The 18,256-nt window shown below is 43.7% G+C and carries 13 protein-coding genes; 8 read left to right on the forward strand and 5 right to left on the reverse strand.

What is annotated here, in order from left to right:
• Positions 1 to 71 precede the first annotated feature (71 nt).
• Positions 72 to 407, forward strand: a complete 336-nt coding sequence (locus ACWQ4X_RS15375; protein WP_457904215.1) for a hypothetical protein — start codon at positions 72 to 74, stop codon at positions 405 to 407.
• Between the two features lie 160 nt (positions 408 to 567).
• Here ACWQ4X_RS15375 and sfnG read toward each other — a convergent pair whose 3' ends face one another.
• Together sfnG and msuE are read right to left on the reverse strand one after the other, a co-directional pair.
• The gene (gene sfnG / locus ACWQ4X_RS15380; RefSeq protein ID WP_457904216.1) at positions 568 to 1,665 is read right to left on the reverse strand and encodes a dimethylsulfone monooxygenase SfnG; all 1,098 of its coding nucleotides are present in this window, start codon (positions 1,663 to 1,665) and stop codon (positions 568 to 570) included.
• A 28-nt stretch (positions 1,666 to 1,693) separates the two neighbouring features.
• A complete protein-coding gene (msuE, locus tag ACWQ4X_RS15385; protein ID WP_457904217.1) occupies positions 1,694 to 2,428 on the reverse strand; it encodes an FMN reductase in 735 nt (244 codons plus the stop codon).
• A 369-nt stretch (positions 2,429 to 2,797) separates the two neighbouring features.
• On the opposite strand from msuE, the gene ACWQ4X_RS15390 reads away from it, so the two are divergent.
• Positions 2,798 to 3,448: a response regulator gene (locus tag ACWQ4X_RS15390; RefSeq protein WP_100241202.1), complete on the forward strand. Its 651-nt coding sequence runs from the start codon at positions 2,798 to 2,800 to the stop codon at positions 3,446 to 3,448.
• A gap of 66 nt (positions 3,449 to 3,514) precedes the next feature.
• Here ACWQ4X_RS15390 and ACWQ4X_RS15395 read toward each other — a convergent pair whose 3' ends face one another.
• Positions 3,515 to 4,282, reverse strand: coding sequence for a hypothetical protein (locus ACWQ4X_RS15395; RefSeq protein ID WP_457904218.1), 768 nt, complete (start codon positions 4,280 to 4,282; stop codon positions 3,515 to 3,517).
• 434 nt (positions 4,283 to 4,716) lie between these two features.
• A complete protein-coding gene (locus tag ACWQ4X_RS15400) occupies positions 4,717 to 8,208 on the reverse strand; it encodes a PAS-domain containing protein (RefSeq protein ID WP_457904219.1) in 3,492 nt (1,163 codons plus the stop codon).
• A 185-nt stretch (positions 8,209 to 8,393) separates the two neighbouring features.
• On the opposite strand from ACWQ4X_RS15400, the gene ACWQ4X_RS15405 reads away from it, so the two are divergent.
• The 4 genes from ACWQ4X_RS15405 to ACWQ4X_RS15420 all read left to right on the forward strand — a co-directional run bounded on the left by ACWQ4X_RS15405 (position 8,394) and on the right by ACWQ4X_RS15420 (position 13,466).
• The gene (locus tag ACWQ4X_RS15405) at positions 8,394 to 8,726 is read left to right on the forward strand and encodes a DUF485 domain-containing protein (RefSeq protein WP_100241205.1); all 333 of its coding nucleotides are present in this window, start codon (positions 8,394 to 8,396) and stop codon (positions 8,724 to 8,726) included.
• 1 nt (position 8,727) lies between these two features.
• Positions 8,728 to 10,443, forward strand: a complete 1,716-nt coding sequence (locus ACWQ4X_RS15410) for a cation acetate symporter (protein ID WP_457904220.1) — start codon at positions 8,728 to 8,730, stop codon at positions 10,441 to 10,443.
• A 216-nt stretch (positions 10,444 to 10,659) separates the two neighbouring features.
• Positions 10,660 to 11,343, forward strand: a complete 684-nt coding sequence (locus ACWQ4X_RS15415; RefSeq protein WP_457904221.1) for an ion channel — start codon at positions 10,660 to 10,662, stop codon at positions 11,341 to 11,343.
• A gap of 152 nt (positions 11,344 to 11,495) precedes the next feature.
• Positions 11,496 to 13,466 carry a BCCT family transporter gene (locus ACWQ4X_RS15420; RefSeq protein WP_457904222.1) on the forward strand — a complete coding sequence of 657 codons (1,971 nt, stop codon included), beginning with the start codon at positions 11,496 to 11,498 and terminating at the stop codon, positions 13,464 to 13,466.
• Positions 13,467 to 13,524: 58 nt separating this feature from the next.
• On the opposite strand, the gene omp33-36 is transcribed toward ACWQ4X_RS15420, so the two are convergent.
• A complete protein-coding gene (gene omp33-36, locus ACWQ4X_RS15425; RefSeq protein ID WP_457904238.1) occupies positions 13,525 to 14,433 on the reverse strand; it encodes a porin Omp33-36 in 909 nt (302 codons plus the stop codon).
• 1,039 nt (positions 14,434 to 15,472) lie between these two features.
• On the opposite strand from omp33-36, the gene blaOXA reads away from it, so the two are divergent.
• Together blaOXA and ACWQ4X_RS15435 are read left to right on the forward strand one after the other, a co-directional pair.
• A complete protein-coding gene (blaOXA, locus tag ACWQ4X_RS15430) occupies positions 15,473 to 16,315 on the forward strand; it encodes a class D beta-lactamase (RefSeq protein ID WP_457904223.1) in 843 nt (280 codons plus the stop codon).
• Positions 16,316 to 16,542: 227 nt separating this feature from the next.
• Complete coding sequence (locus ACWQ4X_RS15435) at positions 16,543 to 18,243, forward strand: GGDEF domain-containing protein (protein ID WP_457904224.1); 1,701 nt, start codon at positions 16,543 to 16,545, stop codon at positions 18,241 to 18,243.
• Positions 18,244 to 18,256 lie beyond the last annotated feature (13 nt).

Genomic DNA, 18,256 nt, shown 5'->3' on the forward strand with positions numbered 1-18,256 from the left:
AAATTTTAATTTTATAAGTTGACGCCTCAGATTGAATTCTGTAGATTTTCTTTTTGTGAGGATCTTTTCAAATGATTTTTCAATCGATTTTGACGCAATTCCAAACACTCCCTTCAGGCACAGATGCCTTCAAACAACTCAAACAGCGCTGTGAGCAGCAAATTCCGCTTGCCACAGAGTATTCAGAACAAGCGGCCTTATATTTAATTTACGGTTTTGCCAAAAATTACGTTTTACTCTACGAAGATCAAGCCATCACGCCTGAGTTTGCCCAAACTGCCAAACAACAGTTATTAGGTTATATGTCGCAACTGGATGGGGCAATTCAAACAGCTCAAAAAGCCGATATTCTCGACAGTCTGAATCAGGTGACTGCCGATTATATGCAAAGTTCGAGAGTGTTCTAAAACGCTGAATAGGCTAGGTAATTCAGCGCACGTAACACGGTTGGCTTATTCTTTTTTATAAAAAAATCCCCTAAGCCGAGTCTTAGGGGAAGTTTGGAGTTGCCATTTTCTAATTGTTATTGGTTCATGTATTCGTCTTGCTGAGTTGCTCGTCAAACCCCTAAGCAGACTTGGCAGGCACAGCGTGCTGAGCTTCGAGTTCACGAACCAAAGGCAACACCTTTGCACCAAAGTATTCGACTTCTTCAATAAAATGTAAGAAGCCCGACAAAATCAAATCCACCCCGACCTGTTTTAATTCTACAATCCGCTGTGCAATTTGTGCTGGGGTGCCAATCAAGTTGGTTTTAAAGCCATCGTTATATTGCACCAAATCTTCGAAACTGGATTTTGCCCAATTGCCTTCACCTTCAACCGTTGCAGCACCTGCTTCACGGGTGGCATCGCCAAAAGCCTGTACAGCAGGAATATTGGCCTTGGCAATAATCTCTTCTAAGACTGCTTGGGCTTCTTGTTCTGTATCACGAGCAATAATAAAGGCATTGACCCCAATTTTGACTTGATGACCATTCAGCTTGGCTTTTTCACGAATATCCTCAATTTGTTTTTTTAACTCCTCAGGAGTATTACCATTGGTGAAATACCAGTCTGACACCCGAGAGGCCATGTCACGTGCCGCTCGGGAGCTGCCACCTTGAAAGATCTCGATATGTGGTTTCTGCACGGGTTTGGGCTTGAGTGTATAGTCATTGAACTGATAATAATCGCCCTGAAAGCTAAAATGGTCTTGTGTCCAGAGGCCTTTCAGGCTCCGAATAAACTCTTCAGAACGTGCATAACGTTGATCATGCTCAGGCCATTCCTCTCCAATGGCATCAAATTCACCTCTAAACCAGCCACCCACCACATTAATGGCAATCCGACCTTGTGAGAGATGGTCAATGGTCGCCAATTGTTTGGCGGCTAGAGCAGGTTTCCAAGGACCCGGCAAAATGGCAGCAATCACTTTGAGCTTTTCTGTTTTTGCCAATAACCCGTGACTAAAACTCACCGATTCATGTTGATTTTCAGCGCCATAACCCGCAGTAAAGCGAATTTGAGTCAGTGCATAAGCAAAGCCATTTTGTTCCGCAGTTTGCGCCAAACGGACATTGTAGTCATAGCTCCAGTCGGTGCGTTGTTCAATGTCACTGACCACCAGGCCACCGCTGACATTCGGTACCCAATAGGCAAATAAAATATCATTTGCTTGTGTCATGCCGAGATCCTCAGAAAGAATTTAAGATTTAAGCCACATGGCTTTGTGGTGTTTTCTTGGCATGTAAGCGTGACTCTGCTGCATCCAAGTTGGGTACGGCTGCTGAAGGCAAAACTTCGTCTTGTTCAATTTGCTTGTTAATCCCCAGCGTTTGATTGGCGTGTTGAGATTTTTCTTTCACCACATCGGCACGCTGACCTTTGGCTGGTGCCCATTCCAAAATTGGCAAGGCGCGTGCAACAGCTAAAGTAATGCGGTCACGTAGCAGTTCACTGTGAATGCTGTATTCAGGGGTGAAGTCACGGTCTGTGGCATACACACCAATCGGTAAAGTCTGTGCTTGGAAGAAACTGAACAGCGGACGCAATTGATGTTCTAGCACGAGGGCATGACGGTCACTCCCCCCTGATGCCGCCAGTAATACAGGCACATCCACCAGTGCAGTCTGTTCTACAAAATCAAAGAAATGTTTAAATAACCCTGTAAATGACGCACGATAAACAGGGGTTCCCACAATTAGGGCATCCGCAGCTTCAACCGCCGCCAAATCATCCTGAATGCGTTGCGGCAACTGATGGCGATAGATCGCGCCCCCCAGTAAATGTCCAATTTCACTGAATTTAATAAAATGTACGTTGATTGGAGTGGCATCACCCAATTCATTTAGAATTTCTTGCACTAAGGCTTCTGTTTTAGATGGAGTATTTAAACCGCCCGATACAGCGACAATATTCAGTGGTTTTTGTTGATGAGAAAATGACATAGCAATGAGCCTATAAGCAGTCTTGGAATGTTTGCTATTTATCATCAAGCGTGAAGGTACTGTAAAATAAGGAAAAGCAGATTGATTATCTGTTTTTAAGATATGCTTGAATTTTTCAGAGTATGGAGGAGAAGGGTATTTTAATCCCTTGAATTATCAACTTATATTGTATTTGCATAAGTTTTTTATGCCTTTGCATTCAATTTATAAAAAATACAGATTTGTATTTCATCTTTTTGCAAAATTCGGGGCTTAAGATTTGCTCTATTTTTTGTTGTTATTTCAAAAATAGTTAATATTTGCATATCCTTAAGGGGGCATGTATGGTTAGAATAAGAATTACTCTGCACTAGATCTCTTACGCTGCTTATGAATATTTTAATCGTTGATGATCATCCGTTGTTTCGTCATGCTTTGATTCAGGCCGTTCGCTATAGCTTACCGCAAGCTCAAATTAGTGAGACCGCAGCAGTAAATGAATTTTATGAACGTTTGGAAAAAGGTCCTGAACCTGATTTGGTGTTGCTGGATTTAAACCTTCCTGGTGCTTCAGGTTTTTCCGCTTTGGTTCATGTCCGTGCGCAATATCCATCGCTGCCAATTATTGTGGTTTCGGCGCATGAAGAAGTATCGATTATGCAACGTGCCATCGCGCATGGCGCAATGGGCTATATTCCAAAGTCAGCGCATCCAAGTCATATTGGTGAAGCTATTCGTCAAGTGCTGGAAGGTGAAATCTGGTTACCCCCAAATTTACCGACCAATGTTGGCTTTGACCCACGTGCGGCAGATGAAACCGAATTGGCAGAACGTATTCAATCTTTGACTCCGCAGCAATTCCGCGTGTTAATGATGGTGGCTGAGGGCCTGCTGAATAAACAGATTGCCTATGAGCTGGATGTTTCTGAAGCGACCATTAAGGCACATGTCACCGCCATTTTCCGTAAATTGGGCGTACAAAACCGTACTCAAGCGGTACTGGCGATTAATGCCTTGAATATTGATGAAAAGAAAATGTAATTTCTTCGTTGGATAAAAAATAAAGACCCGCATGAGGTCTTTATTTTTTGTCTCAAGGAAAGTGAATTAAGCCAAGCAGTCCTGTTTGTGCATGGTGTTGTCGCAATACAGTGGGTTCAGTGCACACTCGAGTTCGTCAATCTGTTCTTGGGTAATCAAGCCTTTAGATTTCAAGTATTCCGCAACACGGTCATCACGCAGGCTGAGAAATGCGGCATCGTATACGCCTAATTGAACAAACAGGGCAGCCGTTTCCAGACTGTTAAAGCGGTCGAGATAGATTTGATTGTCATACATCAGGAAGATGTGATCATAATCATCATTCACATCGACCATGAGGCGATGGGCAAGTTCAATAGGTGAGGTTTTAATAAACAGCAGATCGGACAGTTCATCAAACTGGGTGGTATCCAATTGGTCTGCATTGGTTTTAACTTTCCCTAGCCATGCTTTAAATACCAACACGGCACCGCCACGCAGTAGCATGCTCCAAATTTGATGACGTACCGCAGGATTTAAACTCCGCGTTTCAGCCTGTAATACTTGCAGCAGTTTTTCTTCTTGCTGTGTCAATTTTTCAAATAGCCCAAGTCCTTGCGGTTTGTATTCTGCAGGGGTAAAAACATCAAAATTCAGTTCATCAAAAACTTGCAGTGCCAGTGGTACAGCACTTTGATACAGGGTGTTGAGTGCTTCAACATGGGTCGGGCTAATTTTGCTTTGTTCGAAAATTTGGTTCCAGTCAATATCGGGCAATAAAGCATTTACACCGTACAGGCGATGAAACTGTTGTGCCTGATGTAAATCATGTGGAACCCTGTCAGAAATGTTCATTATAGTCTCCTAAAGCTTGTGCAATGTGGGCGAGCATTGACAATAGAGCATGGGTCTTTTGAATGTTATTTGCTCGGGGATATCCCCATTTATGGAAGCTCTGTACTGGAAAAAGTATACGACTAAAGTTGTAGATAGCATTGATTTCGTTATAAACATCAATGAAATGATTGGCTTGAGATTTTGTAACTAAGTGTACAACTGTGCATTAATGTAACCTGAACGAATCTGCCATAGCCAAAAAACCAAATTGAGCGAATGACTCCCTAATTTTTTATAATCTGATATTTTTCAGTGTTTTAATTTTAGAATATTTTTTGAAGTTTATCCTGCTCTGCATTTTTTGCCGTTGTGAGCAGCCTGATTCGACACTTTTCATCTAAACTGTGTCCCCATAAGCGTGGGCACACAGTTGGATCAGGCTGAACCTCGAGTTAGTCGGTGGAAATTTTCAGACCCGATAACCACGATCTTAAGGATGCAGGTTTCAATGGTTTCCTCAACAAGACAATATTTAGCTCCTTGAGCGTCTGCGGCAATTCAGGGTCAGAATCTGCAGTGATGAGTGCCACAGGGACTTTGTCCTGACGGTTTTGCAGAATAAAGTCCAAGCCCATTTTATCGTCATTCAAATGTTGATCGACCAACCAGACCTGAATGTTTTCTATTTTAATCAGCTCCAACGCCTGTTCAGGTTCCGTTGCCTTAAACACCTGATAGCCCCATTTGGTCAGCAGGGTACTCATGCCTTCCAAAATAGTTTCGTCATTGTCCAAACATAAAATCTTGTAGGCTTTGGTTTTTAGGGGCACGGCTTGCACAGGTGTCGCAATCACTTTTGGCGCGGCAACCACAGGCACTTCAATCATGAAGCAGGAACCTTTGCCCAGTTCGGAATAGACATGCACAGGATAGTCCAGTAGGCCTGTCATGCGTTGCACAATCGCCAGCCCCAGTCCCAAACCTTGTTCACCCCAAGGAGAGGTATGTCCACAACGTTCGAACTCTTGGAACAGTTTAATGCGTTGCTCTTCGGCAATGCCCGGACCTGTATCCCACACGCCAATACGAATATGCTGTGGGCGTTCTGATGCACGTAGTACGCCGACAATGACCCGTCCTTTAGCGGTATAACGCAGTGCATTACTGACAAAGTTTTGAATAATGCGACGAATCCACTGTGGATCAGTATCAATCCAGAACTGTGCATCATGCACATGCAGTTGAATGCCGCGTTGTGCAGCAATCGATTTGAACTGCAATTCCAAGTCACTGAGCAGGTCATGCAGTGGGTAGGCTTGGCGTTTCGGTTGAATGGTACCGCCTTCTAGACGGGCAATATCCAGCAGGGCTGAGAGCATGCTTTCTGCACCATGCAAGGCACGGTCTAATTGCTGTAAGGTTTTACGATCTTCATCCGACTGAACACTTTGCTCCAAGGCCGTACTGAACAGGCGTGCGGCATGCATCGGTTGTAATAGGTCATGGCTGGCCGCAGCAATAAAGCGGCTTTTCGACATATTGGCTTTATCGGCTTGTTCACGTGCCAATTGTTGTTCGGTCAGTGCATCGGCAAGCTGCTGGGTACGATCTTGTACCCGCGCTTCCAGCACGGCTTCATTTTCACGGAATGCAGTAATATCGGCAAAGGTTGTCACGAAACCACCACCTTCAATCGGATTACCACGCATTTGAATCACGCGACCATCTTTACGAATGCGTTCAAATTCATGCGCACTGCCGACTTTCATCCAGTGAATTCGTTTGCGTACATGTTCTTCTGCCGAACCAGGACCACATTCGCCACGCTCTGCGTTATAACGAATCAGATCGGCAATCGGGCAGCCGACATAGACCAGATCTTTCGGATAATCGAACAGAACCAGATATTGATTGTTCCATGCCACCAGACACATGTTTTCATCGACCACACTCACGCCTTGGGTCATGTGGTCAATCATGGTCATAATCAGGTTCTGGTTAAAACGCTGCCATTGCGAGGCTTGGTCCAGAATATTGGCAACCTGTCCAAGTGCCAGACCATTGTTGACCATGGCCGTGGTCAATAAGGTTCGTGCTGAGGCTGCACCAATGGTGCCTGCCAAATATTGCTCGGTAAAACGCCACCACATGCCATTGGCACTGCTGTTGGCATTCAGCACCACGTTGTTTTGTTGACAGAACTGATCAAATGCCCGTGTGGTTGGACCTTCGCCAGTAATACGTTTGGCAAGGGTGATCAGATCGGCAACTTTTAAACGTGCCATATCATGGTGTAAATAGCTAATTTCAGATGAACTGCTTTGTGCAGGCAATGGTTTGGTTTCGTAATAGAAAAAGCTTTCTGCCTGAATCTGTTCCGCAATGCTGGGTCGGAAAATATGAGAAATCCAGATATACAGCAGAGTGTTTAAACCGAGTGCCCAGATCACGCCATGGGTTAAGGGAGCAAAAGATTCAAAACCAAGCAGAGCTTCTGGACGTAACCAGCCCATGCCCAATGGACCATGCAACAAGAATTGCATGGTCATGCTGGTGTAGTCATCTGGCAAACTGCGCAGGATGGTGGGTAGCAGCAGGGTATAGGCCCACATAATGAAGCCCACAATTAGCCCTGCATACACCCCTTGCTTACTGCCGCCACGCCAGTACAAACCACCAATCAGGGCAGGGGCGAACTGTGCCACAGCACTAAATGCCAACAAGCCAAACACCGAGAGCTGGTCAATATCATTAAAGAAATGGAAGAACAAAAAGCCCAGAAGCATGACGGCTAAAATACAGACCCGACGGGTAAATTTCAGCATTAACGGCATGCGCTTGTCATGTCGAGAGAGCAAGTTGAAGCGCCACAGTGCAGGCATGATCAGGTCATTACTCAACATGATCGATAGGGCGACGGAGGATACCAATAACATACCCGTCGATGCAGAGAAACCACCCAAGAACGCCAAAATGGTGAGCCAATCTTGTTGATAGCTGATCGGCAAGGAGAGTACGGCAACATCGGGGATGGCCAAATACTCAGGTGCGGCATGCAATGCCCAGCTGGCAATCGGGATAATGGCTAAGGTGGTGAGAATCAGATAGATGGCAAACCAGCGTCGTGCACCACGAATATGCTTTTCATCGCGCAATTCGACTACGGCAACGTGAAATTGGCGCGGCAGACAAATAATGGCTAGGGCTGCTAGCAGGGTTTGTACCCAGAAGGTTTCAGGCACCCCAAAAAGCTGCACATCTTTAAAGGTCTTGGCAACGTCATGCGAAATTTGCCCCAAATTCGCAGGTTCGGCAAACATAAAGAAAATGGCGACGCAGAGTAAGGCAAACAGTTTGACGAAGGACTCAAATGCCACTGCCAGCATTAAACCCCCGTGTTGTTCGGTATTGGCGATTTGGCGCGTACCAAAAATCATGGCGAGAATCGCCATAATACCCGTCAGGAACAGCACGCTATTGGTGGTGCTTTCCAGTCCTGTATTTTGTTGCAGAATCACTGTGGCACTCAGGGCAATCGCGCGTAGCTGTAGTGCTAAATAAGGAATAATCGCAATCACGGCTAAAATGGTGACGAGGGAGGCCAAAGGGCCACTTTTCCCATAGCGTGCAGCCATAAAGTCTGCGATGGAGGAAATGGCATGGTGCTGGCGAACTCGACCCAATCTGCGCCAAATATCATACCCCACGGCAACGAAGAGCAGCGGACCTAGATAAATCGGGAGAAAAATAATGCCTTCGCGTACTGCAGCGCCCGTTGCACCATAAAAAGTCCATGAAGAACAGTACACACCTAAAGTTAAACTAAACAGCAGCATCCGTCCGCGAGTGCTCAGACGGCTGGCATGCTTCTCCCCATAGAAAGCACAAATAAAAAGTATTACGATGTAAAGCGCGAGAACGCCAATAATAAGCCAACTGTTCATAATGCCGAATTGCCCCGAGTTACGGGCTTATCATAGCCTATTCGGGTTCGTGGCAGTTTGATTTGATTAAAATTTAACGACCAAAGTCTAAATTACAAGAACCCTACAACATTGTTAAGTTTGTATACGAAATAATTCCAATTAAAAAATGCGTCTATGGCTGGGCGCTTCACAGGAGCAAGATTATGGATGAGGTTCAGGTAAACCAAATTCTAGAAAATCCCAAATTCAAGGAAATGGTCAGTAGAAAAAGTTCATTGAGCTGGTCGCTGACCGCAGTGATGTTGTTTGTGTATGTCGGCTTCATGCTTTTAGTTGGCTACAACAAAGAGTTTTTATTAAGTTCATTTGGCGGTGGCGTGACGACAATTGGTATTCCATTGGGTCTCGGCATTATTGTCTTATCCTTCGTACTTTGTGGTGTGTATTCTTACGTTGCCAACAACAAGTTAGATGGTTTGACTGAAGAAGCTTTGCGTGAAGTTGAAGCAATCGCTCATGAAAAAGGACAACACTAAGATGAAATGGAATTCAATGAAGGCGAAAGCAGTTGCTGCATCGTCACTCATGCTGTCAAGCATGGCGTTTGCGGGTCCAGATTTAGGTGAAGCGCAACAACAGGCGACGAACTGGCACGCAATTATCATGTTCGTGATTTTTGTGGGCTTTACCTTGTTCATTACTAAATGGGCAGCGAAGCAAACCACCAGCGCACAAGACTTCTATACAGCGGGTGGCGGTATTTCAGGTTTCCAAAATGGTTTGGCGATTGCGGGTGACTATATGTCAGCAGCATCGTTCCTGGGTATTTCCGCATTGGTGTTCAGTTCAGGTTTTGACGGCTTGCTTTACTCACTCGGCTTTATGGTGGGCTGGCCAATCGTATTGTTCTTAATTGCAGAACGTTTACGTAACTTGGGTAAATACAACTTATCTGACGTGGTTTCATTCCGTTTAGACGAGAAACCAGTACGTACCTTGGCTGCATTCAGTTCATTGGTTGTGGTGGCGTTCTACCTGATTGCACAAATGGTAGGTGCGGGTCAGTTGATCAAACTCCTGTTCGGTTTGAACTATAACATCGCGGTGATTGTGGTTGGCCTGTTAATGATGGCTTACGTAATCTTCGGCGGGATGTTGGCAACGACTTGGGTACAGATTATTAAAGCCGTGTTATTGCTCAGCGGCGCATCATTCATGGCCTTCATGGTAATGAAAAATGTGGGCTTCAGCTTTGCAAACATGTTTGAACAATCAATTGCGGTATTCAGTAAAGTCCACGATTTGAGCCTAGAAGATGCTGCGCATATTATGGGACCTGGTAAACTGGCTGCAAACCCGATTGATGCCGTATCTCTTGGTTTAGGCTTAATGTTTGGTACAGCAGGTCTTCCTCACATCTTGATGCGTTTCTTTACAGTTAAAGATGCGAAAGAAGCACGTAAATCAGTTGTGGTTGCAACAGGCTTCATTGGTTACTTCTATCTATTAACTTTCATCATTGGTTTCGGTGCGATCTTGTTTGTTTCAAACAACCCACAGTTCATTGATGTTGCAAAAATGGCAGTTACAGGCAAGCTTGAGCTTGTTGGTGGTAACAACATGGCTGCGGTTCACTTGTCTGATGCATTGGGCGGTGACTTGTTCATGGGCTTCATTTCAGCAGTGGCATTCGCAACAATTCTTGCGGTTGTAGCTGGTTTGACATTGTCTGGCGCTTCAGCAATTTCACATGACTTATATGCGAACGTATTCAAGAAAGGTCAAACAACACCTGAATCTGAACTTCGTATGTCTAAGATTGCAACTTTAGTATTGGCGATCTTCGCAATGATCCTCGGTATTTTGTTCGAGAAGCAAAACGTTGCGTTCATGGTGGGCTTGGCATTCGCAGTTGCGTGCTGTGCAAACTTCCCAATCCTTGTATTGTCAATGTTCTGGAAAGGCTTAACCACTCGTGGTGCAGTTATTGGTGGCTTGGCTGGTTTGATCAGTGCGGTGACTTTAATCGTACTTTCTAAAGCAGTATGGGTAGATACATTACATATCGCTGATACTCCAGTGTTTGGTTTCAACAGCCCAACATTGTTCTCTATGCCGCTTGCATTCTTCTGCTGCTGGTTGTTCTCTGTGACAGATAACTCTGCACGTGCACAAGCTGAACGTAAAGCATTCGATGCACAGTATGTACGTTCTATGACGGGTGTTGGTATCTCAGGCGCGTCTGATCACTAATTCTGGTTCATCATTAAAAAGAAAGCCCCACTTGGGGCTTTTTTTATTGTCTGATGTTGGGCCATGACTCTATTGAAGTCGTGGCTATGGGCTAGACCAATGCCCACAAATACGCTACAACAGAAGTAGAATAAAAATGAAGCTTTGGCATTTCCATTGCACTGAATCAAAAAAAATCGGTGGCATGCCTGACCATCAATCCAAGGAGAGAAGTCTATGCAAGTGCTCATCGAGTTCTGGAAAGGATTTCGCTTGTTGCCTTCTGCATGGTTGCTCTTGGTTCAGTTCTGTATGTTATGGCTGTCACTGATTGCACATCAGAGTTTGTCTTATCGGGCATTTATGTGGTGTCTGGGGGTACTGGCGTTATTAATCATTGCCAAAGTGATCCGGCAGTCACCCGTTTATACTTTTCTCGGACTCTGTTTTGTCGGCGGGGCATTCATTTTTTCCTTTATGATCTTACTGGGCTATGCCAGCGTTGGCATGCAGGTTATCCCCCACAGTTTTGAAAGTCTCGCGTATTTTATGGCAGCATTTGGCTTGGTCCGTTACATGTTTGCGGATCGCTATTTAACCAAAGATGAAATGTTTGCCGCTGGTGCGGTATTTACCTTAATCGCGTGGGGATTTGCCTTTTTATATAATATTTGCCAGCTGCTGATTCCCAACAGCTTTCAAAGTCCAACTACTGGTTTGCAGACATGGCTGGACTTATTGTTTCTGAGCTTTAGTTTGCAATCGGCAACAGGTCTGTCCGACATTATGCCCATCAGTCCAGCCGCCCGTATTCTCGCCATGTTACAAATGTTTTGCGGGGTCATGTATTTGGCGTTAATCGTTTCGCGCCTGATTGCCCTCCAGTACATTCGGCATGTGCCAAGGCAGCAAGATAAATAGTTACAGGAATTGCACTGCCTTGTTTTGCGACATAAATTATCATGAACAAGAATCGTTAAAATTTAAACATTCACTTCTTACTCTTTATAAGACCCGCGAATAAACCGGATTGGTTTCATCTTTACATTAATAAAAATCTTCTGGGGGAAATCATGCCTTCCATCAAGACGTCTCCGTTTGCCAATGTCAAACGGAATGTGTTTTTAAGTACAGTCATCATCATTGCACTGTTTTTGGCTTTAATTCTGTTTGATCCAAGTGGATTTGAAGCACTCACCAAACATTTAAATCAATGGATTATTGATTCGTTTAGCTGGTTCTATGTTTTAGCCGTTGCTTTCTTTCTGATTTTACTGATTTTTATTGCCATGTCGGGTATGGGGAAAATCAAACTGGGTCCCGATCATAGTACCCCTGAATATAGTAAAAGCTCGTGGTTTGCGATGCTGTTTACCGCAGGCATGGGCATTGGCTTGATGTTCTTCGGGGTGGCTGAACCCGTAATGCATTATGTTAGCCCGCCGACTGGAGAAGGAGAGACTTTAGCATCGGCGCAGCAAGCCATGCGGATTACCTTCTTCCACTGGGGGCTGCATGCTTGGGCAATTTATGCCTTGGTGGGGCTCTCTTTGGCGTATTTTTCTTTTCGGCATAATTTACCACTGAAAGTCCGTTCTGCCTTATATCCGCTGGTGGGTAAAAAAATCTATGGCCCAGTCGGGGATGCCGTTGATACTTTTGCGACCATCGGTACTATTTTCGGGGTGGCAACAACGCTTGGTTTTGGGGTGACCCAGATTAATTCAGGTTTGAATTATCTTTTTGGTATTCAGCAGAGCATTCGGATTCAGGTTGGACTCATTGTCTTTGTGACTTTTTTAGCCTCCCTGTCCGTGGGTTTTGGTCTGGATAAAGGTATTAAGCGCTTGTCGGAACTGAATCTGATTTTGGTCTTGCTGCTGTTGTTTTTTGTCTTCTTCTGTAGCTCAACCATCTATATTTTACAGACCACCATTCAGAATGCAGGGCAATACGTTTCTAATTTATTCACCATGACCTTCAATTTATATGCCTATCAGCCAAATGGTTGGATTGGCGGCTGGACCATTATGTATTGGGCATGGTGGATTTCATGGTCACCATTTGTCGGCATGTTCATTGCGCGTGTATCACGCGGACGCACGATTCGGGAATTCATTGTCGGGGTGCTCTTTATTCCGACAGGATTTACCCTCATTTGGATGGGCTTTATGGGCAATGCGGCCTTGTTCAGCATTATTCATGACGGTCAAAGCTCATTAATTGCTGCTGTTCAGCAAGATTCATCGGTCGCGCTGTTTGAATTTTTAACCCATCTGCCTTTTGCACAAGTCTCCAGTTTAATCGCGACGGTTTTAGTCGTACTGTTCTTCGTGACTTCTGCCGATTCAGGTTCTCTGGTGATTGATTACCTGACCGCGGAAAGTGAAAACTCGCCGTTATGGCAGCGCTTATTTTGGACGGTACTGATTGCGGTGCTTTCCATTATTTTATTGATGGCAGGCGGTTTAGCGGCATTACAATCCGCCACCATTATGAGTGCTTTGCCCTTTACTTTAATTATGCTGTTGGTGTGCTGGGGGCTGGTCAAAGCCTTAAGCCTCGATTTGACCAAAATGAATGCTTTGCAGGATGCTCGCATTACGCCGCGTGCCATCCAAAACCCGCGCAGTTGGCAACAGCGTTTAGGGCTGATCATGCATTATCCGCATACTCAGCAAGAGATTGAGCAATTCATTCAGCAAACTGTGCAGCAAGCATTTTCACAAGTGCAAAAGGAATTTGAGCGCCGTCAGTTGGAAGTCAGCATTCGTCCGATTGAGTCGGGTTTGCAGTTACGGGTCGATCATCATAATGAGATCAATTTTATTTATCAGGTAGTTTCACGTGAAACTCAACCGCCAAGTTTTATGGCAGATACTTTGGCGCAAGATCAGCCATTCTATCAGGCGGAAGTCTGCTTGCGAGAAGGTGGGCAGAATTACGATGTGATGGACTGGACTATTGAAGACTTATTGCAGGATATTATTGATCAGTATGAGCGACATCTTCATTTCTTGAGTTTGGTACGTAGCCCAAGCTAAGAGGAACAATAAAAAAGGACGCTCGTGGCGTCCTTTCTTGTATTCAGCGTCTAATCAATTAGAAACGGAATTTAGCATTTAAGCCGACAGTTTGTGTGTCATCGCTATCACCGTTGTCATTAGAAATAGCATTTGCATTGACATAGCTTGCGCCTACAGCAACGGCTGGAGTGATGAAGTAGTTCACGTTCGCACCCCAAGCTGAGTCAGGAGTATCTGCAAAGCTAGATTTTACATAAGATGCACCAACGCTAAGCTTTGGTGTTACATATAAGTCAGTTTTAAGTTGGTAAGCGGTGTCTTCGCCATAAACCAGACCAGACTCAAAGCCTACAGCCATGTTTGTACCGTCAATGTTACCTACATATTTGGTACGTGCAGTAATAGCGTCTTGGTCATCACGAATGGTATCTGACTCTAAACCAGCACTCACAAGACCATTTGATAAAATGTTGAATGCGTCAAGTGAATATTCGTCAGCAACGCTGGTATAACCCACTGCAACCAAGAAGTTTGGTGCAACTAAAGCACCAAGTTCAAGCGCATAACGGTCACCATTATCTTCTTCATCAGCAGAGATAGCATTTTTAGCATCTGTTTTGGTATGGTTATAAGAAGCGCTTGTATATACAGGAACAAATTTCGTTGGTACATAAGCTTCTGCTTTTGCACCATAAGTATGAGTTTCAGTATTGAAACCATTTTCTTCATTATATTTAGTATAGTTATAAGCAACAGAAACATTAGATGCTTGGTTTAAGAACGCCGCTTCAGCTAAAGGACCTTTAGAAGAATCTACATCTTTAAAGTAGTAAGTACCTTGAGCTGCGCCAGTGAAGTTTTTGTCATTAGCAGTATTATCGATGTATTCAGATTGACCTTGTACTTCGAATTGATATGCTTGAGCACCGGTCATGGCTAATAATAAAGCAGTGGCTAAACCGAGTTTTTTCATAAGTATTACCAGTTTGTTAAAATGGATTAAACAAGGGCATTGTATTGTAACAATTTATTTAGTCAACCGAGGTCATGTTACAGTTCGTAGTGAGCTTTTGCTCTAATAAAAAATTGGTTGTAAATTCAGCAAACAGAAAAATTGTTGTCAACCATTCAAAAAAGGCTGAGATAACAACTGAATAAGGCGGACATCACCAAAATATAAGCACGATATTGGTGCGAGTTATTTAAGTTTTACTATTGTTAAAAAAGATTAATTCTACTTTTTAATTGCCAAAAACAATGATAATTTTCATCTAATAGTCGTATTTTTCTGTGTAGCACCGCAAAGATTTGTGCAAAATTTAATTAAAACTTGCAAAAAATGTAACAATTGTATTTTAAATAAACTATTTTTAAGAATAATTGTGAACTGATTGGCTTAAATGAGGTTTTATGTGTTTTTCTATAAAACAAAGTGATTTAATCGGCTTTACTTCTGATAAAAAGCAGCACATAATAAAGCTGTAATCAGATCATGTTTCATTCAAATAGTGTGATAGCTGACTGATTCTCCACAAAAGGTTTTTAGTTTATCGCCCAGCTTTCCCCAAGGTTGGGCTTTTTTTTGTTTGCTTATTTGCCTGTCTCGCTAAGATTAAAATTTCAAGCAAAACGTCTAAATTGGTGCAACTTTTTGGCATTGCCCTGATTTAGCCCAAGTTGTTTAACGAAAAATGGCGTATCTGATTTGCTTGAGAAGGGGATGAGGCAGAGTCATTGTTAGTCATATTATGCACTAATATGGTGCTATTTATTATAGTTTTAATGAGATAATCTATTGAGATTGATTCGTATAAGCGAAAAAAATCCCAATTTAAATACATAAACTGGGATCTTTTCGCCAAAAAACAGGGAAATTTAAAAATATCTGCTGAGGATGAAATTAAAAACGCCCTAATTGCGTGCATTATGCACCAGAATAGATCACAAGTAAACTCATTTGATAATAATTATTCCATCTGGTCAAAATCTGGCTATCATGAACCTTAAAATTTGGGAGTAAAAAGATGATGTTGCGCTTTCGAGCAATGAGTTGTGTTGTCCTTGGTTGGGTCGTACTGAGTGGGTGTAGTCCGCAATCCGTAACCCATCCCGCGCCACAGTCGTTGATGATGCAACATGCACGCCAAGATGAACTCAATCGCATGTTTCAGGCTGTAGATACAGCAACGGTATTGGTGACTTTTGATGGTCAACGGCTACAACGCTTTGGTAATGATTTGACCCGTGCCGAGACCGCTTATATTCCGGCATCAACCTTTAAAATGCTGAATGCCCTGATTGGCTTGCAGCATCACAAAGCGACAGCAACAGAAGTTTTTGCTTGGGATGGGCAGCCGCGTGCCTTTAAAAGCTGGGAAAAAGACATGACCTTAGGACAAGCCATGCAGGCTTCTGCGGTACCTGTCTACCAAACCTTGGCACGCCGTATAGGGCTGAGCTTAATGCAACAAGAGCTGACACGTGTGGGATATGGCAATGCACAGGTTGGCACGCAGGTAGACCGCTTTTGGTTAGATGGTCCGCTTAAAATTACTCCGCAACAAGAGGTTGAGTTTGCTTATCAATTGGCGACAGAAAAGCTGCCTTTTGATGTCGCAGTGCAAAAGCAAGTGAAAGACATGCTGTATGTCGAACGCCGTGGTGATGCTAAACTCTATGCCAAATCGGGCTGGGGAGCGGATGTTAGCTCACAAGTCGGCTGGTATGTGGGTTGGGTGGAGCAACCAAATGGTCACATTCTGGCTTTTGCATTAAATATGCAGTTGCAGGGAGAACAACAGTTGCCTTTACGTAAACAATTGACCTTGGATGCTTTAGATAAACTCGGGGTTTTTCCCTATTTATAAAGCGGAAGTTTGAATTTAAAAGGCAAATGGATTTTATTTTGTATGAAGATTTGCCTTTTAATGCTGCGGAATAAGCGCTTTATTTTATGAGTAGATTTAATTTTAAAGCGCTTGCTAGAATAAAAATAACGAGAACTGATGAATATTTCATTTTCCCCGTTGCATATTGAATCCATGATATGGTTTAACTGTGCAGTAGCGGCGTAGATAAAATTTAAAAGCGATTCATGGCAAAATTACGTGCAGAAAATATAAGTAAGCGATTATTCGGCGCAATGTTGGTCATTGTGTTGTCGTTACTGTTTATTTCTGTCCCGCTTATTTTTAAAAGCTATCAGCATTATCAACAAGCCCAGTTGGCGCTGACTGAAATTCAGAGTTTGCGCACGGTGGCGGAATTGTCCAATAAAATTTCGCGGGAACGTGCTCCAAGCAATAAAGTCATGTCCAGTACGCCCGAGGAATATGCCCAGAACCGAGAAGAATTAGCTGAATATCGACGTGGGGTGGATCAGCATATTCAAAGTACGATTGTTCAGCTCAATGCGACAGGTTTTTATACCGAAGCTTCCGAAATTGCCACGCAATTGCAACCGCAACTCCAGCAAGGACGTGCAGCAGTAGATGCCTATGCGGCACTGCCACGCACAGCGCGCAGCATGCAACAACTGGATGCGGCAATTTTAAAAATGTTTTCTGCTTGGGATGAAAACCATAATATTTTGAAACATATGGTGATTCATTCACAAAGCCAAGACGAATATACCTCGAATTACTATACCTTGATTCTGATTTTGGCTGATTTGCGTGATCAGGCAGGGCGCGTCGCCTCGAATATTATTGCGCCTGTGACCTTTAAAGAAAAAATGCCCGATACCAATTTGGCGCGTTCCTTACAGACCCAACATCAAGCGCGTTATTTGTGGGATTTGGTCTATACCATTTTGCCTGAGCAAGACAAGACTCCTGAATTTATTCAACTGCATCAGAAAGTCAAAACCGACTTTCTCGATCAGGGCATTGGAACCGTACAAACGTTGATTCAAAACAGCATGACAGGGCAGGCATATGTACTGTCTGGCACCGAATTGACCAAGCAAATTGTTGATAAGTTTAGTTCCGTGGTGAATCTGCAAAGCTATATATTGGACTACAGTCTAAAAGTGGCGGAACGTGAGAAATTGCAAGCCAAGCGACAATTTTTTCTCACCCTGTTTATGACCTCGGTGTCATTATTGGCAGCATTGTTCACCATGATTTATGCACGTCGCAATGTGTTTGAACCCTTAATTAAAGCTAGAGAAACCATTTTAAATTTATCGCAGGCGCAACCGCAGCCTACAGACCGATTGTTGCAAGAGCGTGGTGTGGATTCCTTATTTACCGCAATCCGCAAACTGGAAGGTATGTTGCAGCAACGCGATGCTTTGGAATTTCAGCTAAAAAATATTGCCAATTCGGATGCCTTAACTGGTGTCGCCAATCGCTTGGCTTTAGAAAGTTATATTCAGCATCTGGAACAGCAGCCCAAAAAGCTTGAAAAACTGGGACTGCTGGTGATTGATATCGATGATTTTAAACACGTTAATGATCAATATGGACACATGATTGGCGACAAAGTCATTCAGATGGTCGCCAATATTTTAAAAAACCATGTACGTGCCACAGATTTAATTGTGCGTTATGGTGGGGATGAGTTTCTGGTTTTACTGGAACTAATTACCGATGTGGAAGCCCTGAGTATTGCTGATCAAATACGACGAGAGGTCGACAGCAGTAGTCTGCAAGTTGGACTAGCACAGGAATTACATGTTTCCATCAGTGCTGGTTATGCGGTGGGTGCTGCCAGTTGGCTAGAACTGTTTCATAAAGCTGATCAGTCTTTATTTAAAGCCAAAGCCAAGGGCAAAAATGCGGTGCAAGGTTAGATTGTCACCGCAT

It is taken from the genome of Acinetobacter sp. NigerLNRRAM0016, assembly GCF_054112845.1.